Here is a 26,445-nt window from a genome sequence, read left to right as displayed (position 1 = left end):
ATTTCGGATTTTTATTCAAAAACATGTTGAATCTCTCTGGGATGGCTGATGATATATTTGGGCTCAAATGCTTCCAGCTCCTGCCTGTCCCGAAATCCCCAAGTCACTCCTACCGTATCCATTCCCGCATTTCTGCCTGTCTTCATATCCGTATTGGTATCACCAAAATACAGACAGGACGATGGCTGCAGCGAAAAACGTTCTGCCATTAAAAGTGCTCCCGCCGGATCTGGTTTTACCTTTATTCCATTTCCTTCTCCAATAATCTGGTCAAAAAAGTTTTTCCCATAAACGCTCTCCACACATTCAACTGCCCGGTCGTGTCCTTTATTGGTCAGCACGCCTAATTTAATCCCCTTTGCTTTTAAATCCTTTAATAACTCTGGCATACCGTCATATGCCTTCACCTGATAAAGGCAGTTTTCCTGAAAGGTCTTCTCATAAATCACCAGTGCCTCCTCATAATGAATCAGTTCGTTATCCCCTGAATACAAAAGCGCCCGTTCCACCAGTTTGCGGTATCCATCTCCCACAAATTTTTTGGTATGGGCTTCGTCAATGGGGGCATAGCCAAATTCTCCCATAGTCAGGCTGATGCTGTGAGTCATGGACTGGATTGTGTTTATGATGGTTCCGTCTAAATCAAATATACAGCTTTTATACATGTTATACCTCCTGGCTGCAGTACTTCGTCTGTCTTTTCCATTCTTCTATATAAAAATTGTACTTCCTGTGCGGCTTTTAATCAACACTTTTCGTACTTTTTCGTATATCGGGCCTTTATCCGTCCATACTTTCAATATCCAATACAAATAAAACAGGAGTCTATTATGAATAAACATTACAGATACTGGGCAATCGGGTTGATCCTGGCATTTGCATTTCTGATGATAGCCGTCTTTACAACCGTAAACTGGTACAAGATCAGAAAAGCAGCTCCGGAAAGCCTTCCTGCTGTTGAAGTTAACCGGAATTTAGATAACGTTATGGCAGAAACTCAAATGCCCCCGTCGTGACTGACAGGGGCATTTGAGTTCTATTATAATTCAGACTGAAGATTTTTCTTTAATGCTGCAAGAACCAGGCAGCCTGCAAAAGAGCCGACAATAATTGCAATCAGATAACCAAATGGATTGCCGATTGTAGGAAGAACAAAGATTCCGCCGTGAGGTGCTCTTAAGGTACATCCAAGTGCCATGGAAAGTCCGCCTGCTATTGCAGAACCAATCATACAGGAGGGAATCACACGAAGAGGATCCGCTGCTGCGAAAGGAATGGCTCCCTCAGAGATAAAGGACAGTCCCATGATATAGTTTACAAGACCGGACTGACGCTCTTTGTCTGTAAATTTCTTTTTAAAGAATGTGGTGCACAGTGCGATTGCGATAGGAGGAACCATACCGCCTGCCATAACTGCCGCCATAATATCGAAGTTTCCTTCAGCCAGCTGTGCCGTACCAAAGACGTAAGCTGCCTTATTAACCGGACCGCCCATATCCACTGACATCATGCCGCCAACAACTGCTCCCAGTATAATTTTACTTGTTCCGCCCATACCGTTTAACAGACTGGTCAGTCCGTCATTAATCGCTCCCACAAACGGATTGATAAATGTGGTCACAATGGAAACAAGGAGGATACCGATCAGCGGGTAAAGAAGAACCGGTTTAATTCCCTCTAAGGATTTTGGAAGTTTTTTAAATGCACCCTTTAAAAACAGAACAATATAACCACCGATGAAACCAGCAAGCAATGCTCCCAAAAATCCGGAGTTTACACTTCCGCCGCCAGGATTTGCAAAAGTGGCTCCCATTTTAGCAATCAGACCGCCCACAAAACCAACCGCCAGACCAGGACGGTCAGCAATACTCATGGCAATATATCCTGCCAGAACCGGGAGCATCATTCCAAATGCCTGTTCTCCGATTGTTTTTAAATAAGCCGCAAGCGGTGTATTTTTACCGAAATTGGAAGGGTCAATGGAATAATCATCAAACAGGAATGCAAGTGCGATTAAGATACCGCCGCCTATTACAAAAGGAAGCATATGGGAAACGCCGTTCATTAAATGCTTGTAGATAGAACGGCCCACACCCTCTTGTCTGGTATCTTCTCCGGAAGATGCAGAACCGCTAAAGTGGTAAACCGGAGTTTCACTGCTCACTGCACGTTTGATCAGTTCCTCTCCTTTTTGAATTCCTTCAGAAACGGTGGCTACAACAACACGTTTCCCATCAAAACGGGACATATCCACATTCTTATCAGCTGCAATAATAATACCGTCTGCTGCAGCGATTTCGTCCTTTGTCAGTGGATTTCCAATTCCCTCTGCGCCGTTTGTTTCTGCTTTAAGAGGAATCCCTAACTTTTTTCCCTTCTGTTCCAGGTTTTCAGCTGCCATAAAGGTATGAGCAATTCCAGTGGGGCAGGCTGTTACTGCCAGAACGCGGTAGCCGCTCTTAACTTCTTTTGGTTTTGCTGTTCTGCCAGCTTCTTTCTCATCAATCAGACGCAGAAATTCTTCCTTGGAACCTGCATGAATCAAAGATTCCTTAAAATCAGGATCCATTAACAGAGTCGATAATTTAGAAAGTGCCTCCAGATGAACATCTGCTTCACCATCTGGTGCTGCAATCATAAAAATGATCGTGGACAGGGAGCCGTCATAGGCGTCATAATCCACCCCATCCGGTACTACAATTGCTGCGAGACCCGGCTCTTTTACTGCAGCTACCTTTGCGTGAGGAATGGCAATTCCATCTCCCACTGCAGTACTGCCAAGTGCCTCTCTTGCCAGAATGCCTTCCTTGTAGGCTGCCTTGTCTCCCAGTCGTCCGGCAGCATCCATCAGATCCACCAAACGATCGATGGCCCCTTCCTTACTGGAAACGCGAACCCCAAGCTCCACACTTTCTTTTTTCAGTAAGTCTGTAATCTTCATCAAAACCCCTCCTTTAATAATTCATTGTAAAGCCTCATAATATCTTCCTTCCCTGCAAGACCATCGGAAAATGCGGTGGCACTTCCTGCGGCGCTTCCAAGACGCAGAGCATGTTCATAACTGCCGTTTTCTAAGTATCCTGCAACAAAGCCTGCTACCATAGAATCTCCGGCTCCAACAGAGTTTTTCACAGTACCGGAGGGAACTCCCATGGTAAAAACCTCTCCCTTTTCCGTAATCAGAACTGCACCGTCTCCTGCCATGGAAACCAATACATTCTCAGCACCCTTTTCCTGAAGGAGTTTTCCATATTGGATAATTTCATCCACACTTTTAAGGGTTACACCGAACATCTCCCCCAGTTCGTGATTGTTGGGTTTTATCAGAAACGGATGATAATAAAGCACGTTTGAAAGTAAATCCCGGGTCGCATCAACCACAATGCGGATCCCCCTTTTATCCAGATACTCCATGATCCGTTCATAAATATCATCATTCAGTGATGCAGGAATACTTCCAGATAAAATCAGGATGTCCCCTTTTGTAAGACAGTCAAGCTTTTCATAAAGCTTTTCCACATCTTTTTTCGTGATCTTTGGTCCGCTTCCGTTAATTTCTGTCTCTTCACCGGATTTAAGCTTTACATTAATTCTGGACATTCCTTGTTCAACATGAATAAAATCACTTCGAAATCCCAGATTTTTTACTCTGCGTTCAATCTCGTCTCCGGTAAAACCGGCGACAAAGCCTAAGGCAGTATTCCCGTATCCCAGAGTAGCCAGAACGGTTGATACGTTCAGCCCCTTCCCTCCGCAGTAAATGTCTTCCTGCTCAGTTCTGTTAACGGTTCCCAGTGTGAAGTGATCTACTTTTACGACATAATCGAGAGCCGGATTAAATGTTACTGTGTAAATCATATATCACTGCTCCTTCTTTATATAAAATTTTATTTCATCCCCTCGTCTATACTATAATACGATTGTTTTATTTCGTCAATAAGTTTATTCAAGAAATATTATTTCTCAAATCATTTCGTCGCTTTGCACAATTAGTGATAAAACAACCCTTGTTGTACTCCTGTTTTTTGTGCTATTTCCCCATATACCATTGTTCCCCAAAGAAACTGTTAAGATTCTCTTTGAATCAAAAAAAGAGAACCTTACGGCTCTCCTTATTTTTTATCATCGGATATTGCAATTTCGTGACGTCTGATATGATCATGGGAATTCTTTTTACTAACCGATAAAAAGAGATATAAGATCTCCATTACGGTTGTGGCAGATACCCTGGAAAAACAAAATTCACCCAAAAGAAGCTTTTCCCTGGTTGCCGTAGTGATGTGAAGATCGCAGGCCTGTCCCAGAGGCGAAGACGGATTATTGGTGATTGCAATGGTAGGAACGTGGTTTTCCTTTGCTACTGCCACCAGAGTCATAAGCCGTTTGGAAAAACCGGAATTGGATATGATAATGACCGCATCCTCGGGCCCCATATTGCAGGTATATGCCATCTGGGTCTCCCAAATGGTTCCAGATACAGTGGCAATCCCCAGTTGATTAAATTTAAAAGCGCCGTCAAGTGCTACGGGGATGGTATTGCCTACTGCCACCAGCTGGACTGTTCTGGCTTTCTCTATCATGGTTAGGATTTGATCAAGCTCTGCCGGTTCCATCATGGAAATGGTCTGGGTCAGTTCCGCCACTTTATTGGCAAGGATATTCTGAAGAGACTGACCGATATTATCACGGCTGATGTCATTGGAAACTTCAATGGAATTGCCCCGTTCCTCCGCCACCTCTTTTGCCAGATTAATCTTCAGATGATGAAAGCCATTAAATCCGCATCTTCTGCAGAATCTGGATACTGTGGCATCGCTTGTTCCGCTTGCCAGAGCCAGTTCTGCGACCGTCATGTCTATGATATCACTTTTATTTGAGAGAATGAAATCCGCAATCTTCTTCTCTGCTTCAAAAAAAGAATCGTAGGATGAGCAGAGAACTCCGGACACACTTATACTTTCCTGCATATATGGTTTACCTCTAATTCATGTAATTTTATTTCATCATTATATATGATATGAAATAAATTGTAAAGCATGGACTATTCTTTCCCCGACGTCAGAAGAAATACGGTGGAGAGAATGCACACAAATCCCACAAAGTCCATAAGACCAAAGTTAACTCCCATAAAAAGCACAGAAAAAACAGTGGCTGACACTGGCTCTACCGATGCCAGAAGACTTCCTTTCTTAGGTCCCACACAGTTGACGCCTTCCATATAGCAGGCAAATGCAATGATTGTGCCAAACACAATAATTAGTGCCATTGCCGTAACAGCCGCCCCATCAAGGAGTACTGCCTTCTCCCAGGGTCTGAAAATCAGGCCAAGTAAAATTCCGCCAATGAGCATTCCCCATGCCGTTATTACCATTGAGCCATACTTACTTAAAAGCCTTCCCGGCTGAGTGGTGTAAACTGCAAGGGCTCCCGCAGAGCACAGTCCCCAAAACAGTGCACGGTCTGAAATCGCAAGACTTCCCGGTTTTCCATGGGTTGCCAGTAAAAAAGTTCCTGCCATGGCAAGGGCTGCCGCAAGCAGTTCGTGTTTCTCAGGAATCTTACCCGCACGTGCGGAAACATAAAGCATAATCAGAACAGGTCCTATGTACTGAAGCACCGTTGCGGTACCTGCATTGGAATAACCAATGGCGGTGAAATAAGTATACTGGCACATGGACATGCCAACCATACCAAAGATGAATAAATCCCTCATATCCTTTGCATTTTTAAAGGGTGCAAAGATCTGCTTTCCCTGTTTCATAAAGCAGATAATCAGCAGCAGAATTCCTGCACAAAGTAATCGCACCGGAACCAGCCAGTCGGAAGCCATTCCTTTCACCTGCAATAGATACTGCCCGCAGGTTCCTGATATTCCCCATAATATTCCGCCAGTTATGGTCAGAACACTTCCCCGCTTAAGGCGTTTGTTCTCTGTCATCTTCATCGCTGTCTTCCTCTTTCGTTTCTTCTGTCCTGCCTTCCCATGTGTTATGGTCTGAAGCCGTATCTCTTAATATCTGATCAATCTGGGCAAATAGCCGGCTGTCCGGCAGATTCCTCTGCCATAAGCGAAATGCTGTGGTGGATTTAATCTCTCTGGCATCGATGGGTTTTCCGGCACAATAATCACTGTTTAAATCCCCATACAGCTTTGCCATCTCCTCAATCTGTTCTTTGGGAAGATTCTTAATCTGGCTGCTCACCTGCTCATACACCACATCTTTTAAGCTTTTTTCCGCATATCCGCTAAAGCTTAAAAGGTTTTCATCCGTTGTTCCGGTTTTCTTCCCCCAGTCCTCCACATCGGTTCGTTCTGTGGTATAAACCAGCCGGTTGTCGCCGGTCCAGGTCAGGACACCATACTGATTGGGACTGATGGCAAAGGAATTTGCAACCACTTCACTGATGTGGTAATCTGCTCCCTTTTCTCCTGGTTCCTGTTTGTAAGTCTTGGTTTTCTGCAAATGCAGATGACCGCTTATGTAAAGAGGTACCCGGTAGCTCTCCAATAGACGAACCACATCCTGGCTGTTTTCCAGGGTACAGTCCTCCGGATATAAAATACTCTCTTTTAAAAGGTTATGGTGAGCAATTACCACAACCGATACACCCAGCTTTTTCGCTTCTTCCAGCTGTGTTTTCATCCAGTCAAGGGTTTCTTCTTTAATTCTTCCCCCCACTTTGTTATAAGGTTCATACTGGGCAGAATCCACCATAAGAAGCCAGTTTTTTTCGTCCAGTTCATAGACATAACTAAGAGAGTTCTGATCCAGACTTCTGGCCTGATCGTATCCGAATCTGCGGTAAATATCATAGAAATCCTTTTCGTTTGCTTCCTGTATGGGTTCCTTTTCCTTACCAAAATAAGATGCTGCCGCATGATTATTAATATCGTGGTTTCCAGGTATCACAAGAACCTTTACTCCCTTTTCTTCCAGAACCGCTAATTTTTCAGCCAGCGCCTCATGTCCCTTTTTCTCTCCATTTAAAGTTAAATCACCGCTTAAAATCACCGCGGCAGGCTTCTTTTTTTCCATCTGGTCTGTAAATGCATCCATAATCTGTGGTATATAGCGGACTACCTTACCATCGTCCAGCTTTTCCAGCTCATGGAAAGCTTCCCCGTAATCCGTCAGCTCCGGTGAAAAATAATGGACGTCTGATGCAATTACAATGACTGGAGGCTGGTACGGTTTTTCCTCTTCCTTCGATTCTTCCACGGCCAGTTCAGTACGGCGGGGAAGAGAAGGGCGTATGGCCTCTTTCGTACATTGTTCCGTCTCAACAGCAGAAAATGTTTCCCTGTTGTCTTTCGTCTCCGGTTCTTCCTCTGTTTCAGGTACTGCGGTGCTTTCCGTCGCCTTGTTATCGTCTCCGTCCTTTGTATAAGGAGAATGAACTTTCTGTAACAACAGGACAATGAGAAAGCACAGCAGAAGCATAACTGCATAGATACAAACCAGAAGTATGTTCTTCTTTCGCTTATTCATCTGATTCCATAAAGATCCTTTCTGGTTCTTCCCATGGAATCATACCATGTTTTTTATGCAGGGGCAACCCTGGTATTTCACCTTAGTACCACCTGGTAAGGGGCAGCTCATTATTAATTCCCTTTGATATAAGAATCTGGTGCAGATCAATGATTCCGTTATGAAATGTTGCAGCGCAGGCATTTAAATATAAATCCCACATTCTCACAAATTCAGTTCCCATCTTTTTTTCGATCTGATCCCTGTTTTCGTTAAAATTCTGATCCCAGTGGCGCAGTGTTTTATAATAATGGCGCCTGAGACTCTCTACATCCAAAACATAAAATTTATGATCACTTAAGAGTTTGATCATTTCTCTGAGACTGGGTACCATGCCTCCCGGGAAAATATATTTTTTCATCCAGGGATCTCCGGGATACTCCCTCAATGCGCTGATGAAATGTAACAGGAACAGTCCTCCCGGCTTTAAAACAGACTCCGTGCTTTTAATAAAGAGATCATAATTCTCTCTCCCAACGTGCTCCACCATTCCCACACTGACTACCCGGTCAAAGGTCCTTCCGCTTTTAGGCAGATCCCTGTAATCCATTAATTCTACAGTAATTCGATCAGACAGACCCAGAACCTCAATCCGCCTTTCAAATTCCTTTTTCTGCTCTGCGCTTAGTGTAATCCCTACTCCTTTTACACCGTATTCCTCTGCCGCTCTTATTAACAGATAACCCCAGCCACAGCCAATGTCCAAAAGGGTCATGTCCTTCTTTAAACAAAGCTTCTTTAATATACGTTCCACTTTATTGCACTGAGCCTCATAAAGGGTATCATTTTCTGTCTTAAAATAACCACAGGAATAGCTCATGGTATCATCGAGCCACAGACTGTAGAAATCATTTCCAATGTCATAATGGGAAGCAACTTCCCTTTCCTGATTTTTCTTGGAAAGAGATGTAAAAAAAAGTGTCTTTAGTTTTTTCTGATCTGCCGTAAAAGCAGCCATTTGTCCCATAAAATGATCCAGTGCCTGGAATAAATCTCCTTCGATATCCAGATTTCCCTTCATATAGGCTTCTCCCAGTGCAAGGGATGTGCTGGAGAGCAGCTTACTGCTGTCAATTTCCTCTTTCATACTGACTGTAAATACAGGATTCCCTTCACCGATTAAATGGGTTTTTCCGTGAAGTTTTACTTCAAAGGGATATTGGTCAAATCTTTGAAGATACGTAATTAAATATTGATCCGATATAAGTTTCATGGGCCTTCCTCCATTTCAGTGATAACCACTTACATAGATTCTTGCCCATTTATTTCCATCTTATAATATTTCGTCAAAACAGATCTCCGATTTTTCTATCGTACACAAAGATAATATATATCTTTCTTTCAGGCAATACTGGACCAACTGCACTCCGGGAACAGAACATGTAATACCATCCGGTCTCAGTTCAAAGGAAAACTCCGTGAGAGGAATGGTGATCCCCCACCCTCCTGCCTTTACATAACTCTCTTTCAGGGTCCATATCTTAAAAAAGAAGGCAGTCCGTTCCTCTTCCTTAAGTTTATAAAACTGCTCCTTTTCCTGTTCTGACATCACCTTGCGGATGATCTTCTCTGAAAAAGGGCGGATTTCTTCCACATCAATCCCCATGGGTACATCTCCGATTGCGCACGCAGCCAGTCCTGCTGTATGACTGATGTTATGAAAGATATGGGGATATTCCTTTAATTGAGGCTTGCCATGTACTCCCTTTATAACCGGAACAGAATCGCTCTCACCATAATCGATCCCATAATCCTTCTTTAATCCCTTTCGAAGGAGCAGCTCCCCCTTACGATGTTCTGTTTCCCGTTTACTCTCACCCGCTGCTAAATAAAATTCTTCCGTGTAAATTTTTATCATACTAAAATTTCCTTTGTTTATTTTTCTATCTGGCTCCATGTCCTGTTCTCTGCCGGATTTCCGTGACAGAAATATATTTTTCTTGCCCCAAGAGCACTGATTTTTTCCGCACTTCGGATCATGGCTTCCCGGTCACAGTAAATCATGGGAAGTCCGGGATAAAATAAATTCATCAGGGCATCTCCCACAAAGACCGCCCGTTTCTCCAGTTCCAGCCCGATGGAGCCTCTGGTATGACCAGGCAGTTCCAGAATTGTCCCGTCAATACCGTATTCATCCAACCTGTCTCCCTCTTTCAAATAAATATCAGGTGTAAAATCAAAAATAACAGATTCTTCAAAGTTTTTTACAGCAACATCGGCCACTACCATCCCTAAAAGGCCCTGATATGAGACAGGTTCCTTAAAATTATCCTTAAGAATCCCCAGATCATCTCTGTGGATTGCCAGAGGAGCTTTTAACTCTTTGGATAAATGGGCCGCATTCTGTACCTGTTCTATATGACCATGAGTCAGAATAATGAGTTCTACCCTGCTCTTTTTACAATGATTAAGAATCTTTTCTTCAAAGCCTTTTCTACCGGTGTCAATCAGAATGGCTCTCTCTTTTTTTTCTATCAGATAACAGTTTTCGCTTCCGCACCTGATCCTCTTTATTTCCGCCATCTATCCTTCTCCCACTTTCTCATACATTCCCACTTACTGCTCTTTTATAACGGGTATCACTGTTTATTTTATTGAGAAAGTATCTCGGATATTCCACCAATTTCTTAAGCATATCATTTATTTCTCCCTACATCAAATCCTTTTCACAAAATACAAAAAAAGACCTGCAAGTCTTATCTTCGGCCTGCAGGTCTTACTCATTCTCAATTAGGAACGGCGGATATGAAATGCATCCATTCCTGGATATACGGCACTCTCACCCAGTTCCTCTTCAATACGAAGCAGCTGGTTGTATTTAGCCACACGCTCGCTTCTGCTTGGAGCTCCGGTCTTAATCTGACAGGTATTTAAAGCCACTGCCAGATCTGCAATGGTGGTATCTTCTGTCTCTCCGGAACGATGGGAAGCAATGGCAGTATACCCTGCCCTGTGAGCCATCTTAATGGCTTCCAGTGTCTCTGATACGGAACCGATCTGATTGAGCTTAATGAGGATGGAATTACCGCATCCTTCTGTAATACCTTTCTTCAGACGTTCTGTATTCGTAACAAATAAATCATCACCTACCAGCTGGATCTTGTTTCCAAGTTCCCTGGTTAAAAGCTTCCAGCCTTCCCAGTCCTCCTCATCAAGTGCATCCTCAATGGAGTAGATGGGATATTTATCACAAAGCTGTTTCCAGTGTTCAATTAACTCTGCTGAAGTGTAATCCTTGCCGGATTTAGGCAGATGATACTGTCCCTTACCTTCACCTTTCCACTCACTGGAGGCTGCATCCATGGCAAGTACAAAGTCACGTCCAGGTTCATATCCTGCTTTTCTCACCGCTTCCAGAATCAGTTCAATCGCTGCGTCGTCGCTTTCTAAGTCAGGAGCAAAGCCGCCTTCGTCGCCTACTGAGGTTGCCAGTCCTTTTGCCTTTAAAATAGATGCCAGACAATGGAACACTTCGGTACACCAGCGAAGGCCTTCCTTAAAGCTTGGTGCCCCTGCAGGCATGATCATAAATTCCTGAACATCTACGGTATTGGCGGCATGAGCTCCACCATTTAAAATATTCATCATAGGAACCGGAAGACGGTTGCCTGTAATACCTCCCAGGAACCGGTACAGAGGAATTCCCATGCTCACTGCTGCTGCCCTTGCACAGGCAATGGATACTGCAAGAATGGCGTTGGCGCCAAGTCTTGATTTGTCCGGTGTTCCATCTGCTGTAATCATCGCCTGATCGATTCCATAGATATCTGATGCATCCATTCCTACCAAAGCATAATGAATCACCGTATTAATATTGTGAACTGCGTTTAAAACACCTTTTCCGCCATAACGCGCCTTATCTCCATCTCTTAACTCCAGCGCTTCAAATTCACCTGTAGACGCTCCGCTTGGTGCGGCTCCTGTGGCAATGGTGCCATCCGCCAGATGAACCTCCGCCTCAACAGTAGGATTGCCTCTTGAGTCAATAATTTCTCTTCCAATGACCTTTTCAATTTCCAGATAATTCATCATGATTTCTCCTTTTCTATTCTATACTTTCCAAAACGGTCAGAAGCTCCTCTACGGATTTCTTTCCGAATTCAACAACCTTATCATTGATAATCATACAGGGCACGCTCATAATCTGATAACGCTTCTTTAATTCCGGATAATAAGCAAGATCATAAGTCCATGCCTTTACTTTGCCGTTTTCCGCCGCAACTCTGCCTGCTGACATAACGGTGGTGGGACACATGGTACAGGATAATGAAACCGCAATCTTAATGGTCAGTTCTTTGTCTAACCTGCGTATTCTGTTTTCTTCTTCATCAGAAACAGTCTGTCCCGGCCCTGCCGCATTATATAATCCGATAACAAAGGAATTAAACTCATGGCCTCCTGGTATTCCATGGAAACGGATTCCGGTTTCCGTGCCATCTTCCCGTAAAACCAACAGAGCGGGAATTGTCTCATCCGGTTCTGACTTATCAGATATCTTCTCTGTAAGGCATTCCACTTTATCTGAGATACCAGAGAGTTCCTGTAAAAAGGAATTCATCTCAGCAGAAAGCTGACTTTGATCCAAAAGTGCCTTTACAATAACTTTTTTCTGGAATTTTTCAAACAGCACTTCTAACTGCTGTCTCATTTCAGAAGTAATAAAATTCTCTTCTCCTGATTCATCCTGCTGCTCTCTATTCTCAATTTTGTTATCCGCTTGCGCCAGAGGCTCCCGCGGAGACAAATGTAACTTCTCATAAACATCTGCTACATATTTTTCTAAGGACGTGGCGGCAACTGCACCGTCGGAAACAGCGGTTACCACCTGTCTTAAATTCTTGACACACACATCACCGGCTCCATACACTCCGGGTATTCCCGTCATCTGATTGTGATCTGTAATGAGATAGCCGTGGCTGTCAAGCTCCAGCTTCCCTTTCACTATCTCTGTGTCCGGTACATAGCCTGCAAATACGAATATACCAAAGGATTCTCCCTCTGGCGCTTCATAATTCCATTCTCTTCCAGTCTGATTATCCCGAAATCTGGCAGATTGTAAAAGCCTGTCACCAGCAACTTCCACGATCTCAGTCTGATAATGAACTTCAATCTTTTCATGATTCTTCGCTTTATCCGCTACGGAGGCTGCACAGGTAAAATCTTCTTCTCTGACAATGATGGTGACCTTTCTTGCATATTTGGTAAGAAATACAGCTTCTTCTGCTGCTGCAAATCCACCTCCAATTACAAATACATCCATTCCGGTGAAAAATTCACCGTCGCAGGTTGCACAGTAAGCCACTCCTCTGCCTTTGTATTCTCTCTCTCCTGCAAACCCCAGCATTCTGGGGTTTGCACCGAGAGCAAGAACAATTCCAAGGGTCTTAAAATCACCTTTATCGGTTTTTACAATTCGCATATCTCCTGATAAATCAAAGTCTGTCACTTTTGCTATTTGAAATTCAGCGCCAAAGCTTTGTGCCTGGGCCCGCATCTTTTCTGTCAGCTCTGTTCCGTCTATTTTCTCGATTCCTGGATAATTTACAATTTCCGATGTAATGGTAATCTGACCACCGATTTTTTCCTTTTCCAGTACCAGAACCTTAAATCTGGCTCTGGCTGCATAAATGGCTGCGGAGAGACCTGCAGGACCTGCGCCTACAATAATTACGTCATAAAATTCAGCCATAGGATCCCACCTTTACAGAAGCCCTACTAAATCCAGACTGGGCTTTAATGTCTTTTCACCTGGTTTCCATTTTGCAGGACAAACTTCATCTCCGTGTTTGGCAACAAACTGGGAAGCCTCCACTCTTCGAAACAGTTCTTCTGCATTTCTTCCCACGTTGCCGGCAATCACTTCATAAGCGACAATAACTCCTTCCGGATTCACAACAAAGGTTGCCCGCTCTGCCATGCCGGATTCCTCAATCAGAACATCAAAGCTTCTTGCCAGTGCGCCTGTAGGATCCGCAAGCATGGGATACTGAATCTTTTTTATTGTCTTTGAGGCATCATGCCAGGCCTTGTGTACAAAATGGGTATCACAGGATACACTGTAAATTTCACAGCCCGCCTTTTTAAAATCCTCATATTTATCTGCAAGATCTTCCAGTTCCGTGGGGCAGACAAAAGTAAAATCCGCCGGATAAAAAAAGAATACGGACCACTTACCCAGAACATCCTTTTTCACAACTTCCTTAAATTCTCCATTTATAAAACTCTGTACTTTAAAATCACTGATCTCTTTTCCAATGAATGACATACAATTTATCTCCTTTCCTGATGGCTATACTCAATTAATATGGCTTGTTTCGATTAAATTTATGAGTTAGTTGTTCCTAATTCATGGTATAATCATAGCATAGATTACCAGAAAATTCAATAAATAATATTGATAATAATTATTATTTTATTATTAAATTAAAAAAACCGGAGAAGCCCAAAAGTTTTTCTCCTTTGCAGCCACTCCGGCATTCCAGTTTCCGGAGTTAAATCATCCAGAAGTTTGTCTTATCTTCATTATACTCCAGCTGAAAACGCAGTTTCTTAAAGTACGTTTCCAGTGTCTCATAAAGCGCCTGATACTCTGCTGTTCCATTGCTGACACTCAGGGATTCCACAGAGCAGGATTGTTTCCCGCAGGCATCTTTTAAATGAATCTTAAATTCCAATCCGCTGTCTTTTAAAAGCTGATTGCATTCCAGTATCTCATGAATAGAAACGATCTTCATGACAGCCCCTATTCCTGGCCTTTAAACCGCTTTGCCTGTTCTCCGATCAGTTCCACATCGTCAAAATAGTTGATCTTCATCGCTTCCTTCACCTCTTTTAAGGTAGCGGCAGCTGCTGCTTCTGCTTTCTGACTTCCCTCTTTTAAGATCTGATATACGTAAGGGATATCCGCTTCGTATTCTTTTCTTCTTTTTCTGATGGGTTCTAACTCTGCCTGCAGCACACTGTTTAAAAATCTCTTTACTTTAACGTCTCCAAGTCCGCCTCTCTGATAGTGCTCTTTTAACTCATCAAGGTTCTTGTAATCCGGTAAATATTCTTTAAAATCCTCTTCTTTGCAAAATGCATCCAGATAGGTAAATACCGTATTGCCTTCCACCTGTCCGGGATCGGAAACCATCAGGTGATTGGGATCGGTGTACATGCTCATTACCTTTTTCTTAACCTCATCTTCTGAATCGGATAAGTAGATGCAGTTGCCAAGGGATTTGCTCATCTTTGCCTTGCCGTCTGTTCCCGGAAGACGTAAGCACGCCTGGTTATCGGGAAGCAGGATTTCCGGCTCTACTAAAGCCTCTCCGTAAACGGAATTGAACTTCCGTACGATCTCCCTGGTCTGTTCAATCATCGGCTCCTGATCTTCTCCCACAGGGACAGTGTTGGCCTTAAATGCCGTAATATCAGCTGCCTGGCTGATTGGATAGGTAAAGAAGCCCACGGGTATGCTGGTTTCGAAGTTTCTCATGGCAATCTCAGATTTTACGGTAGGATTGCGCTGCAGCCTGGAAACGGTAACCAGATTCATATAATAGAAGCTAAGCTCTGTAAGCTGTGGTATCTGAGACTGGATGAACAACGTACTCTTACTGGGATCCAGTCCGCATGCGAGATAATCCAGCGCTACCTCAATAATGTTCTGACGAACCTTTTCCGGATTGTCCGCATTATCCGTTAATGCCTGGGCATCCGCTATCATAATAAAAATCTCGTCAAATTCGCCGGAATTCTGCAATTCCACCCTGCGCCTCAGCGAACCCACGTAATGTCCGATGTGAAGCTTTCCGGTGGGTCTGTCCCCCGTTAAAATTATCTTTCCCATTTTGTACCTCCAGATATATTATCAAGTTTTATTGTACCATTCATTCGTTATTTGTCAATGAGGCACCTTATTTTACTTCAAATATATCCTCGGCATAATTGACAGATGCCATGGCGTCCCGGCAATACTGGTCTGCACCGATTGTCATTGCATACTCTTTTGTGAGAACTGCCCCGCCCACCATAACCTTTGCAAAAGGCGCCTGGGTCTGAAGCTGGCGTATGGTCTCTTCCATGCTAGGAACCGTGGTTGTCATGAGAGCGCTTAACCCCACCAGCTTCACATTCCGCTCTATTGCTGTCTTTACAATGGTTTCAGGGGGTACATCTTTTCCAAGATCCAGTACTTCATAGCTGTAATTTTCCAAAAGCACCTTTACAATATTTTTTCCGATGTCGTGAATGTCTCCCTTTACGGTTGCAAGTATTATGGTTCCCTTTTTCTTTTCCTCTGCACCGCTTTGTGCCAGTTTTTCCTTAATAACCTCAAAAGCTGCCTTTGCCGCCTCTGCGCTCATCAGGAGCTGGGGGAGAAATACCGTTCCCTTCTCAAATCCTTTTCCGACCTCATTAAGGGCAGGAATCATCTCCTCATTAATAATGCTAAGGGGTTCCCTGTTTTCCAGAAGTTCAGAAACAGCAGCATACGCTCTGTCCTTTAATCCTTTTTTTATGCTCTCCCCTAAGGATAAATCCGTTCCGCTTATCCCGGCAGCTTTCTGATCTCCTGCCTGTCTTTTCACCTCACCAAGAACAGTCACATTGCCGCTGTAGATATTGATATAATTGCTGCACTGGGGATCTAAGTCTGCAAGCACACGGAAGCTGTAGTATGAGCGCATCATGGCCTCTGAGTTTGGATTTATAATGGCGGCGCTTAACCCGTTTTGCAGAGCCATGGTAAAGAATGCTGCATTGACAATTTCTCTCTGGGGAAGACCAAAGGAAATATTGGAGACTCCAAGTATGGTTTTTCCCTGTAATTCATCCCTTACCCGCCTTACGGTCTCAAGGGTTGTAATGGCACCTTTGTTGTCAGAGCTCACTGTCATACACAAAGCGTCAATGATGATATCTTCTTTGCCGATCCCATATCCGGCTGCGGTATCATAGATCTTTTTCGATACTGCAATTCTTCCATCAGCCGTTTCCGGAATGCCATCTTCGTCAAGAGCAAGTGCTACCACCACTCCTCCGTACCGTTTTACAAGAGGGAAAATGGCTTCCATCACTTCTTTCTTTCCATTAACGGAATTGATAAGCGGCTTACCATTATAGATTCTCATGGCACGTTCCATGGCGGTCATATTAGAGGTGTCTATCTGTAAAGGCAGGTCAATGATACTTTGCAGTTCTTTCACTACTTCTACCATCATGGCTGGTTCATCAATCTCAGGAAGTCCCACATTCACGTCAAGCACATGAGCCCCGTTATCCTGCTGGAGAACACCCTCTTTTAAGATATACTCCAGATTATGATCCTTTAACGCCTGCTTAAATTTAGCTTTTCCCGTTGGATTAATCCGTTCTCCTATAATAACCGGATCCCGATCTATGACAACAGCCTGGGCATAGGAGGAAATCACCGTCCGGTATTTTCTTTCCGGGAGTCTGACCGGCAGATCCTTACACAGGGCTGCCATTTTTTCAATATGCTCCGGCGTGGTTCCGCAGCAGCCGCCGATGATACAGGCTCCCGCCTCCACAATCTCCTTCATGACTCTGGCAAATTCATCGGCATCAATGTCATAAACCGTCTTACCGCCTTCACTTCTTGGAAGTCCGGCATTGGGGTTTACAATGACAGGAATAGAAGCCACCTTCATGATATCTTCCAGAATGCCTTTCATCTGAATAGGACCAAGGCCGCAGTTAATCCCCAGGGCATCCACTCCCAGCCCTTCTAAAAGAGCAACCGCAGACTCCACATTTCCCCCGGTTAAAAGTTTTCCTTTGTCATCAAAAATCATTGTCACAAAAACGGGCAGGCTGCTGTTTTCTTTTGCTGCCAGAACAGCCGCCTTTGCTTCATAGCTGTCGCTCATGGTTTCAATAAGAATCAGGTCTGCCCCTTCCCGTTCCCCGATTCTAACCACCTGAGAAAACAGCTCATAGGCATCTTCAAAATCAAGATCTCCCAGAGGCTTTAAAAGTTTGCCAGTAGGACCGATATCAAGGGCAATTGCACCTTTTGACCTACCAGGGGTATATGCAGCAGTATCCACCGCCTCTCTGGCGTTCTTCATGGCAGCAGTCACAATCTGCTCTAAATCAAATTCCTTGTCCTTATTATATTTTAAACCATTCGCACCAAAGGTATTGGTTTTAATCATATCTGCACCGGCTTCCAGATATTCTCTGTGAAGCTTTACGATTAAATCAGAATGGGTTACATTCCAGGTTTCCGGCAGTTCACCAGGTTTTAAGCCATTGGCCTGTAAAAGGCTGCCCATGCCGCCGTCAAAAAAAAGGATTCTTTCTTTCAATTTCTCTAAAATCGCTGACATACTTTCCTCCATCTCCACTCAGTTTCTATTTTATCTCCGGTATGCACAGTCCTTTTTCCCACAGGATTCACACCCTTTTATCTCACACCGGTAAGGCTTCTTACTGACTCCCATCACTGCTGTCACGGATTTGGAAGGAGTCATAAGCAGGCTTTCCGTAAGCATAATACCAATTCGCTTGGGTGTTTCCAAAACTGTTGTTATATCTTTTTGACATTCCAGCGAAAAATCACCATATCCGGGACTGAATCTGGGTCTTAAATAAAAGCCCCTGGCCTCATATTCCTGTTTCAGCCTGCGGTTTTCCTGGTCGCAGTATTCTTCAATCACTGCGGCCGCAGCTGCCTGCATAATGACAGCCCTGCTCATCTGCAGTCTGGTGTATTTGTGAAGCAGCACATCCACTCCGGTTCCCAGCGTGGCTGCAAATAACAGAACTTCCTCGCAATCCGCCAGATTTTTACTCAGATTCCGGCTTTTTGTACGAAAGACAGTAAAATCAATCTCATCCTCAGGAAGCAGTGTTAACGGAAATGCCCTGTATATACATTTGGGTGAGGCTGCAGCCAGAAGTTCTTCCAATACTTCCTCGACCAAAGCACTGATCTGTTCATCGCTTTCCTTATTTCCATATCCTAAATATCTAAGAATCTCCTTCCGGCTGATCTCCATCCTTATCCCTCCGATTTTACCTGATAAAACAGGTCCGCTCTTTTACAGAAACGGACCTGCTGCTTTACGGATTACAGTATCTGAGAAAGATTTTCCTTGATCTTTAAGGCCACATCAGGCTTATTCATAGAATAAACATGAATGGCATTGACACCGTTCGCAATTAAATCAATGATCTGCTCCGTTGCATAAGCGATTCCTGCCTGCTTCATGGCTGCCGGGTCTTCCCCAAACCGGTCAACGATCGCCTTAAACCGGGTGGGCAGATAAGTTCCGGACAGCTGGCAGCTGCGTATGATCTGCCTTACATTGGTTACAGGCATAATTCCTGCAACAACCGGGACTGTAATTCCCTTTTCCCGTATCCGGTATAAGTAATTATATAAGATGTTATTATCGAAAAACATCTGGGTGGTTACGAAATCGCATCCTGCTTCCACCTTCTGCTTTAAGTAATCCATATCAATGGTTTTGTTTGCTGATTCCACATGACCTTCGGGATAACAGGCCGCTCCGATGCAAAAATCACCGGTTTCCTTAATCTCCCGGATGAGCTCCGATGCATAGTTATATTCCCGCTTATCAGGAGCATCAGCCGGAATATCACCTCTTAATGCCAGCACATTCTCTATTCCTGCTTCCTTCAGTTCCCCTAACACCTGATGCACCTTTTCTTTCGTTGAAGATACACAGGTCAGATGGGCCAAAGCCGTAACATGATATTCATGATGGAGGGCAGAAGCGATGTCTACGGTATACTTACTGGTTCCTCCGCCGGCACCGTATGTGACGCTCATAAAGGCAGGTTTCAGTTTTGCTATCTCAGCAGCCGCCTTCTCAACAGAATCATACTTATCCTCTGTCTTAGGCGGAAACACTTCAAAAGATAAGGTCGGCTTTCCCTGGCTCAATATATCTGTAATCTTCATTCTGTCAATCTCCTATCCTCTGCTTCTTTTTATTTTAACACTTTACCATAAAAAACTTTTTCCCGCAACATTTAGTAGTCCAAATTTTACTGACCGGTAAAAATCCTGGCAAGGGGAGAGCCTCCCGGAAGGATTAAGGTATTCCCATTTCCTGCAAGTGATGTCTTGGCTGCTTCCAGCGACCGCACAAAGGAATAGAAATCTGATCTTTGAGGATCATGATAGGCTTCCGCCATGATTCTCATATATTCTCCTTCTCCCTCTGATGTGATTGATGCCGCCTTTGCCTGAGCATCAGAAATACTGATTGCTATTTCACGGTCTGTTGTATTTTGTATCTTTTTCGCCTCTGCCTGGCCTTCTGCTGTAAATGTGGCAGCTATTTTGGCACGCTCTGAAATCATTCTCTCATACACGGCTGTTTTATTATCTGCCGGAAGATCCAGGCGCTTTGTTTCCACTGCCAGAAGACGGATTCCATACTGGCCCATGTTTTCTCCCACATTATCCATAATCGCCTGAGAAAGCTCCCCATCACGGCTGCTTATGACCTCATTCTGGGCCATACTGCTGATCACATTCTTCACTGAGTTATAAACCACCGTATCAATTCTGCTCTCTGCACCAGAAAGGGAGGAATTCAGTGACTGGGCAAATTTCAGAGGATCCTCAATCCGCCAGAGCACGTAGCTGTCACTGAGCATGGTTTTTTTATCCATTGTAATCACGTCAGAAGCCGCAAGATCGTAAATTAAGATCTGCTTTGGCAGAGTATCTGCTGTCTGGATGAATGGTATCTTGTAAGTTATGCCTGGGGAATCAATGACCCTTTCCACTCTTCCAAACTGTCTGATCAGCTTAAATTCATTTTCCTTTGTTACCACTACTCCTCCGGAAAGCGCGGTAACGGCAACTGCTGCTATCACAATTCCTATGGCTGTTTTTATCTTCCTCATTCCTGATTCTCCTTCTTTTCACTGGCTGCTCCTCCTGTAAAGCTGTCAAGCGGGAGGATGGTACTGGTCTTATCCGTACCGTCAATAATTACTTTCATGTTAGGAAGCACATTTTCCATTGTTTCATAAAACATTCTTTTTTTGGTCACTTCCGGGTTTTTCACATATTCCGCGTACATGGCATTGAATTTGGCTACCTCTGCACTGGCCTCATTAATCCTTTTTGCCTTGGCAGACTCGGCTTCCTGAAGAATCTGATCTGTCTGGGCAGTTGCCTCCGGAAGCTTTTCATTGCGGTACTTATTTGCATTGTTGATCGCTGTCTCTTTTCCCTGTTTGGCTGTTTCCACTGCCTTAAAGGCTTCCATTACCTCCTTTGTGGGCGGTTCTGAATCCTGTATGGTGACATTGATCACTGTAAGCCCTACATTGTGTTCTGCCAGCTTTGACGTGATCATTTCCTTTACCTTGGACTGAATCTCATTTTTTCCATTGGTCAGCACAGAATCCACATCGTAACTGCCGATGACTGTTCTAATGCTGCTTCTTGATACATTCTGAAGAATGATAAGGGGATCCCTGGAAGCATAGATTGCCTTTACCGGATCTGTGACTTTATACTCCACAAAAAAATCCACGTTTACAAAATTATAATCCTTTGTAATCATCAGGGAATCTTCTTCCTTGCTTTCATTGTCACTGGGATCGTAGCCTACGGCAAATCCCTGTATGGTGGTATTCACCTTATGCACATTCTGAACAAAGGGAATCTTAAAATGCAGTCCCGGGTCTGCAACCGTTCTTGGTATCCCTAATGTGGTCACTACCGCCTGTTCCTGCTCCTGCACATTATAGACAGAGCCAAATGCAATCACAGGAACCGCAACAGCCAGTAAAACCGCCATTCCGGATTTCTTTATCATTTTCCGGATTTTTCTTAATTGCTCCGTTCCTTTTGGGTTAACTGTTTCCATCCTTTATTTCCTCTCTTTCTTTTGGGGGGTCTCTCGCAAAAAAGGATATAAAAAAAGACTTCTGCCGGTACCTGACGGTATCAGTAAAAGTCTTGACATTTCATAAGAATGCGGATAAATCTCTTTATCGTTCTGACGCACGCTTATCCAGCCTTTCGGTGGAAGCTACTCCCTTTTGCGATTGGGACTATTATATCAGAACCATTATTTTCTGTCAATAGCAGGTTTTAGCGGTTAAGTTTCCTGATTTATTACAGTCTCAGGATTGTTATAGGATACATAAACCTGGATCCGGTCTTCATAGATATAGATGTTTACATCAAAGATACCTTCCAGGATGTAGGCTCCCTCCCGCTGGTTAATCCTTGCCTGTGCCTGTTCTATAATCGAGTCAACGCTGCTCTGATCTGCCTCAACCTTACACCCTGCTTCTGTATCCGTTAAAAACTGTTTCAGATATGCCAGAGTCGCTTCCTGATCCTCCAGATAGGAAACATACCGGTGGAGTTCTCCTGTAGCCGTATCATAGTTAATATCCACGTACTCATACGAATCCACATCAGAGCCGGCTTCTTTCGCTGCTTTAGGATTCAGATAAACGCTATCCACAGTCTCATAAAAAGTCAGGGGATCACCGTCCTGTTTAAACTCATAATTATCCCCATAGGTCTCCTGGGAAATGATGGTGTAGCCATACTCCTCTTTTTCCATAAACTGGATCATAGAACTGGAAATTTCTCTTCCGTCCGTATCAAAGTGATCGAAACCGCTGCAATGCTCTCCTGCCGCTAGTACCTCCGATTCAGTTAAATCCCGATATCCATAGTCATCATATCCCACTGCTGTGTCAAACTTGCTTTCCAAAGAGGTGGCATTCACAGCACAGCTGATAATCACACTGGCCAGAGTCGTGATCACAATAAACAGAATCACTACAAACAGCAATACATTGGATCTTCCCTTCCCAGGCAATGGAGTATGGACAGTCGGCTGATTGACCGGCGTTGTGGCGGCAGGCGGCTGACCTGCAGGCATAGCTGCCTGACTTCTCTTCTCATTTAATAAATAGTCTGCATCCCAGTAAACAGGATTCTTAACAATACGCCTGCATCTGGGACAGTAATTGATCTCATTCACCGGCAGATCACAAACCGGGCAAATCTTTCTCATCATCTTTTGTTTCCCCCTAATTTAACCCAGAACCAAATGAGCCACTGCGATCTCATCATCCTCCCTGAAGCCCTGTGCGCAAACCTGGATGTCATAAACGTATTTTTCATCCAAACCTGTTAATTCAGCGATTTTATCAATGCTCATTCCATCTTTTGCAAGTGCCAGAACCTGATGCACATCTTCAATGGTCTTTTTAAGTAGTTCGTCAGACTGAGGGGAAATATTAAGTGAATTCCCCTCTAAATCCTGCTCCGTAATGAAATCCTCCAAAGAAAGCTTTTTCTCACTGCCCTGTTCCGTATAATAATCTTCTGATAATTCCCAGTCTTTTTCATCTTTTAACATAAGGCGCTCCTTTCAAAAAGAGGCAGGTTCATGAGAACCTGCCTGCTATGTATCTATTATCTTTTATTTCTTAAAAAGTCAGGAATATTGATCTGTACTTCTTTGTTCACAGTCGGACGGTAAGGCTGTCCATTCCCCTGGGGTGCATTCTGGGGTGTTCCCTGTCCGTAATTAGGCTGTTTATTATAATTTGGATTGTTATAATTGGGATTGCTGTAATTTCCGGCATTCTGGTTATTGGGGTAAGGCTGTCCGGAATAGTTATTGGCATTGTTATAATTCTGGTTAAAGTTCTGATTGTATGCAGGATTTGCTGCAGTTGTCGCTGCTGCTTCCTGACTCGCTGCCTGTGGTGCTGCTTTGGGCTGCTTATAGTTTGGATTGGAGAAGTTGGTCATAACCTTGGCTACCGGTGTTTCATGCTGCATATCAAGTCCGGTTGCAATGACAGTAATGCTTGCTTCATCCTGTGCATTCTCATCATACATGGCACCGAAAATAATATTGGCATCATCTCCTGCCATCTCCTGAACATAGCTTGCTGCCTCATTGGCTTCAATCAGGCTGATATCTCCGGAAATATTAATGATTACATGAGTTGCTCCTTCAATGGTTGTCTCAAGAAGCGGGCTGGAAACTGCCTGTTTCACTGCTTCTAAAGCCTTCTCATCGCCCTTTGCGTGGCCGATACCGATATGAGCTATGCCTTTGTCAGTCATAACGGTCTGAACATCAGCAAAATCCAGGTTAATCAGTCCTGGTACATTAATTAAATCAGTAATACCCTGAACTGCCTGCTGAAGTACTTCATCTGCTTTCTTTAACGCATCAGGCATGGTGGTACGCCTGTCCACAATTTCAAGAAGACGGTCGTTAGGGATTACAATCAGCGTATCAACACTTTCTTTTAAACGTTCAATACCGTTCACTGCATTGGACATACGTGTTTTGGCTTCAAAACGGAATGGCTTTGTAACGACACCAACAGTTAAGATTCCCATATCTTTCGCAATCTTAGCCACAACAGGAGCTGCACCAGTTCCTGTTCCGCCTCCCATACCGCATGTAACGAATACCATATCGGCACCCTTCATGACCTGAGCCAGCTCGTCCGCATTCTCTTCCGCTGCCTTTTCGCCAATTTCAGGTTTCGCACCTGCACCAAGTCCCTTGGTCAGTTTCTCACCGATCTGCATAGCTGTAGGGGCCTTGCAAAACTGCAATGCCTGCTTGTCCGTATTGATTCCAAAAAATTCCACACCAGCTATATTCTCATCAATCATGCGGTTCACTGCATTGTTTCCGGCACCGCCTACACCGATTACCAGAATTCTAGCAGCGTTATCCGCCTCATTTATTTTAATCTCTAACAAGATTATATCCTCCTTTAACCATATACAGCTTACTGTATAAACCTATTTAATATAATATTTTATTTTGTAAAAAATATCAACCATTTTTTTAACAAAATTCCAGACAAATTATGTAAATTCACTTATCCTTCACAAACCGATAAGAAGTGACAGTTTCCGCCTCGTCATATGTATCCAGATACAGAGTGCCAGCCAGACCGCCCAAAACCGGAAGCTGATCATTGAGCTCTGAGATCTTTCCGTTCATCTGGTCATTGCTTCCAAGGTACACTCTGATGGTCCCCATAACAAGAGTTGCATTGCCGCCGGAATCATAACGGATCTCATCCACTGGGATTTTATGGGTTGATAAAAGCTGGGTTAATGTTAAGATCTGGCCAAATACTTTGGAATCCTCCACGGGGAGGGGCTGGTGCAGAGCGATATGCCCATACTTAAGCCCCGTAATCCAAGGAATTCCTGGCAGTTTTCCGCTGGAACTTTCCACAATAATCCCGTCTTTATCAAAGTACATATAGCTGCCCATATAGGAAACATAACCAACCACGGATTTTTCATATACAATCACTTCTATACTGACTGGGCTTAAGAATACGATTTTGTAGTCTTCCACAAAAGGGATCTGTTCGTGTTCCCGAAAACGATCCTTATAAAAACAGGTAATCGCATTCCTATCCCAGCCATCTTTAAATAATAAGTCTATGATCTGATCTGAAGTATATTTCTTGTTGCCGGTTACAGTAATGTTTCTGATCTGCAGTGACAAAAAAGCTGCCGACCCGGCCAGAAGGAATACTGCTATGATTGCAACGATCACTTTTCTTCTGCTTTTTTTGAAGTTTCTCATTCCTTACCTCTGATTGCAGCTCCAAGACTGCTTAAATCCCGGCAAATGTCCTCATACCCCCGTTCGATATGGTGGCATTCAGAAATCTCCGTCACGCCTTCGCCTGCAAGCCCGGCTACCACAAGGGCAGCTCCGCCTCTTAGATCAGGAGCAGTTACACAGTTTCCTTTCAGAGGATACAGCCCGTGTACAATAGCCCGTTTGCCCTCTATGACGATATCTGCCCCCAGTTTCTTAAGCTCATTTGCTGCTCCGAACCTGCCTTCAAAAATCGTTTCCTCCACTCTTCCCCAGCCGGATCCCGATGCCATCACTGCCATCACCTGGGATTGAAGATCGGTTGGAAAACCCGGGTAAGGTTCGGTTACAACATTCACACAGTCAGGACGGCCTCTCATGGAAACCTCCAGCTGATTTTTATATAGCTTTAATTCAGCTCCCATCCGTTCTGCCAGAGAAAGAGCTGCGGTCAGATGACCCGGACGAATTCCATCCAGCAGTACATTTCCTTCCGCTGCCATCACTGCTGTTAAATAAGTACCTGCCACAATCCGGTCTCCTGCGACGATAAATTCAGAATCATGTAAACCTGTCACTCCGGTCACAGCAAGCCTGGAGGTTCCAGCCCCGTGAATAATTGCTCCCATGTTGTTTAGGAATTCACAGAGAGAAGTGATCTCCGGTTCTTTTGCTGCTCCATGTATGACAGTGATTCCTTTCGCATAAACAGCTGCCATCAGGGCATTCTCCGTAGCTCCCACACTGGGAAACGGAAAGTAAATATCGGCGCCCACAAGTGTCTTTGCAGATGCACACAGCTTCTCATCCTTTTCCTCTATCACTGCGCCAAGGGTGCGGAATGCAGCCAGATGCAGGTCAATGGGTCTCTGCCCGATGGAGCAGCCTCCGGGAAAGCTGGTAACTGCATCACCCAGCCTCCCTAACAGGGGACCTGATAATATAATAGAAGAACGCATGCTCTTTATATACTCTTCCGGAATCTCTGCACATTTGATGTCAGAAGCATCAATGGTCAGCGTATGTCCGTCAAGACTGTAAATACACCCAATACGCTCAAGTATCCCCAGCATACAGAACACATCCTGTATCCTGGGGACATTATGAATCACTGTAGTACCTTTATGGAGAACCGCCGCTGCCATAATCGGCAGAACAGCATTTTTGGAACCCTGAATTTTTATCTCACCTTTTAAGGATCGTAACCCCTGGACCTGTATGACTGACAAACCGGTACCTCCCATGGTTTCTTATATACTATCCTATGTTATAAGTGAGAGAATGGTTTC

Annotated in this window: 25 protein-coding genes; 1 reads left to right on the top strand and 24 read right to left on the bottom strand. The window is 44.1% G+C overall.

The window, feature by feature from the left end; genetic code table 11:
* Positions 1 to 11: 11 nt before the first annotated feature.
* A complete protein-coding gene (locus BXY41_RS19115; RefSeq protein ID WP_104438471.1) occupies positions 12 to 665 on the bottom strand; it encodes an HAD family hydrolase in 654 nt (217 codons plus the stop codon).
* 165 nt (positions 666 to 830) lie between these two features.
* Between BXY41_RS19115 and BXY41_RS19110 the strand changes: the two genes are divergently transcribed.
* The gene (locus BXY41_RS19110) at positions 831 to 1,016 is read left to right on the top strand and encodes a hypothetical protein (protein WP_104438470.1); all 186 of its coding nucleotides are present in this window, start codon (positions 831 to 833) and stop codon (positions 1,014 to 1,016) included.
* A gap of 23 nt (positions 1,017 to 1,039) precedes the next feature.
* Here the strand turns inward: BXY41_RS19110 and BXY41_RS19105 are convergent, their stop codons facing one another.
* From BXY41_RS19105 to murA, 23 genes are all read right to left on the bottom strand, one after another.
* Complete coding sequence (locus BXY41_RS19105; protein ID WP_104438469.1) at positions 1,040 to 2,941, bottom strand: PTS fructose transporter subunit IIABC; 1,902 nt, start codon at positions 2,939 to 2,941, stop codon at positions 1,040 to 1,042.
* Complete coding sequence (pfkB, locus tag BXY41_RS19100) at positions 2,941 to 3,858, bottom strand: 1-phosphofructokinase (RefSeq protein WP_104438468.1); 918 nt, start codon at positions 3,856 to 3,858, stop codon at positions 2,941 to 2,943. Before pfkB ends, BXY41_RS19105 begins: the two co-directional genes overlap by 1 nt.
* Before the next feature lie 254 nt (positions 3,859 to 4,112).
* Positions 4,113 to 4,967 (bottom strand): MurR/RpiR family transcriptional regulator, encoded by an 855-nt coding sequence (locus BXY41_RS19095; RefSeq protein WP_104438467.1) that lies wholly within the window; start codon positions 4,965 to 4,967, stop codon positions 4,113 to 4,115.
* Between the two features lie 74 nt (positions 4,968 to 5,041).
* Positions 5,042 to 5,944, bottom strand: coding sequence for a DMT family transporter (locus BXY41_RS19090; RefSeq protein WP_104438466.1), 903 nt, complete (start codon positions 5,942 to 5,944; stop codon positions 5,042 to 5,044).
* On the bottom strand, positions 5,916 to 7,490 hold the full coding sequence (locus BXY41_RS19085; RefSeq protein ID WP_104438465.1) for a metallophosphoesterase: 1,575 nt from the start codon (positions 7,488 to 7,490) through the stop codon (positions 5,916 to 5,918). Before BXY41_RS19085 ends, BXY41_RS19090 begins: the two co-directional genes overlap by 29 nt.
* Before the next feature lie 82 nt (positions 7,491 to 7,572).
* Positions 7,573 to 8,742 (bottom strand): SAM-dependent methyltransferase, encoded by a 1,170-nt coding sequence (locus BXY41_RS19080; protein ID WP_104438464.1) that lies wholly within the window; start codon positions 8,740 to 8,742, stop codon positions 7,573 to 7,575.
* Positions 8,743 to 8,802: 60 nt separating this feature from the next.
* Positions 8,803 to 9,387 carry a 4'-phosphopantetheinyl transferase family protein gene (locus tag BXY41_RS19075; RefSeq protein WP_170072465.1) on the bottom strand — a complete coding sequence of 195 codons (585 nt, stop codon included), beginning with the start codon at positions 9,385 to 9,387 and terminating at the stop codon, positions 8,803 to 8,805.
* 17 nt (positions 9,388 to 9,404) lie between these two features.
* Positions 9,405 to 10,052, bottom strand: a complete 648-nt coding sequence (locus BXY41_RS19070; RefSeq protein WP_104438463.1) for an MBL fold metallo-hydrolase — start codon at positions 10,050 to 10,052, stop codon at positions 9,405 to 9,407.
* A 207-nt stretch (positions 10,053 to 10,259) separates the two neighbouring features.
* Positions 10,260 to 11,558 (bottom strand): phosphopyruvate hydratase, encoded by a 1,299-nt coding sequence (gene eno, locus BXY41_RS19065; protein WP_104438462.1) that lies wholly within the window; start codon positions 11,556 to 11,558, stop codon positions 10,260 to 10,262.
* A 16-nt stretch (positions 11,559 to 11,574) separates the two neighbouring features.
* Positions 11,575 to 13,218 carry an FAD-dependent oxidoreductase gene (locus tag BXY41_RS19060; protein ID WP_104438461.1) on the bottom strand — a complete coding sequence of 548 codons (1,644 nt, stop codon included), beginning with the start codon at positions 13,216 to 13,218 and terminating at the stop codon, positions 11,575 to 11,577.
* Between the two features lie 12 nt (positions 13,219 to 13,230).
* A complete protein-coding gene (gene ahpC / locus BXY41_RS19055; protein ID WP_104438460.1) occupies positions 13,231 to 13,794 on the bottom strand; it encodes an alkyl hydroperoxide reductase subunit C in 564 nt (187 codons plus the stop codon).
* A gap of 226 nt (positions 13,795 to 14,020) precedes the next feature.
* Positions 14,021 to 14,263 (bottom strand): RDAC family protein, encoded by a 243-nt coding sequence (locus BXY41_RS19050; protein ID WP_104438459.1) that lies wholly within the window; start codon positions 14,261 to 14,263, stop codon positions 14,021 to 14,023.
* Positions 14,264 to 14,271: 8 nt separating this feature from the next.
* Positions 14,272 to 15,363 carry a tryptophan--tRNA ligase gene (gene trpS / locus BXY41_RS19045; RefSeq protein ID WP_104438458.1) on the bottom strand — a complete coding sequence of 364 codons (1,092 nt, stop codon included), beginning with the start codon at positions 15,361 to 15,363 and terminating at the stop codon, positions 14,272 to 14,274.
* 67 nt (positions 15,364 to 15,430) lie between these two features.
* Positions 15,431 to 17,869 (bottom strand): homocysteine S-methyltransferase family protein, encoded by a 2,439-nt coding sequence (locus BXY41_RS19040; protein ID WP_104438457.1) that lies wholly within the window; start codon positions 17,867 to 17,869, stop codon positions 15,431 to 15,433.
* Between the two features lie 30 nt (positions 17,870 to 17,899).
* Positions 17,900 to 18,541, bottom strand: coding sequence for a vitamin B12 dependent-methionine synthase activation domain-containing protein (locus BXY41_RS19035; protein ID WP_104438456.1), 642 nt, complete (start codon positions 18,539 to 18,541; stop codon positions 17,900 to 17,902).
* A gap of 71 nt (positions 18,542 to 18,612) precedes the next feature.
* The gene (gene metF, locus BXY41_RS19030) at positions 18,613 to 19,470 is read right to left on the bottom strand and encodes a methylenetetrahydrofolate reductase [NAD(P)H] (protein ID WP_104438455.1); all 858 of its coding nucleotides are present in this window, start codon (positions 19,468 to 19,470) and stop codon (positions 18,613 to 18,615) included.
* Between the two features lie 86 nt (positions 19,471 to 19,556).
* Positions 19,557 to 20,426, bottom strand: a complete 870-nt coding sequence (gene hflC, locus BXY41_RS19025; protein WP_104438454.1) for a protease modulator HflC — start codon at positions 20,424 to 20,426, stop codon at positions 19,557 to 19,559.
* Positions 20,423 to 21,400 (bottom strand): FtsH protease activity modulator HflK, encoded by a 978-nt coding sequence (gene hflK / locus BXY41_RS19020; protein WP_104438453.1) that lies wholly within the window; start codon positions 21,398 to 21,400, stop codon positions 20,423 to 20,425. The genes hflC and hflK overlap by 4 nt, the downstream gene beginning before the upstream one ends.
* A gap of 234 nt (positions 21,401 to 21,634) precedes the next feature.
* Entirely contained in the window at positions 21,635 to 22,573 is a 939-nt protein-coding gene (locus tag BXY41_RS19015; RefSeq protein WP_104438452.1) for a hypothetical protein, read from the bottom strand.
* 18 nt (positions 22,574 to 22,591) lie between these two features.
* On the bottom strand, positions 22,592 to 22,918 hold the full coding sequence (locus BXY41_RS19010; protein WP_104438451.1) for a helix-turn-helix domain-containing protein: 327 nt from the start codon (positions 22,916 to 22,918) through the stop codon (positions 22,592 to 22,594).
* A 56-nt stretch (positions 22,919 to 22,974) separates the two neighbouring features.
* Positions 22,975 to 24,291 (bottom strand): cell division protein FtsZ, encoded by a 1,317-nt coding sequence (gene ftsZ, locus BXY41_RS19005; protein WP_104438450.1) that lies wholly within the window; start codon positions 24,289 to 24,291, stop codon positions 22,975 to 22,977.
* A gap of 118 nt (positions 24,292 to 24,409) precedes the next feature.
* Positions 24,410 to 25,138: a cell division protein FtsQ/DivIB gene (locus tag BXY41_RS19000; RefSeq protein ID WP_104438449.1), complete on the bottom strand. Its 729-nt coding sequence runs from the start codon at positions 25,136 to 25,138 to the stop codon at positions 24,410 to 24,412.
* On the bottom strand, positions 25,135 to 26,385 hold the full coding sequence (murA, locus tag BXY41_RS18995) for a UDP-N-acetylglucosamine 1-carboxyvinyltransferase (RefSeq protein ID WP_104438448.1): 1,251 nt from the start codon (positions 26,383 to 26,385) through the stop codon (positions 25,135 to 25,137). The genes BXY41_RS19000 and murA overlap by 4 nt, the downstream gene beginning before the upstream one ends.
* Positions 26,386 to 26,445 lie beyond the last annotated feature (60 nt).

It is taken from the genome of Lacrimispora xylanisolvens (genome assembly GCF_002934545.1).
GTDB classification, from domain to species: Bacteria; Bacillota; Clostridia; order Lachnospirales; family Lachnospiraceae; genus Lacrimispora; species Lacrimispora xylanisolvens.
The sequence above is the reverse complement of the archived record's forward strand: the minus strand, read 5'-3'. Positions and strand labels throughout refer to the sequence as shown.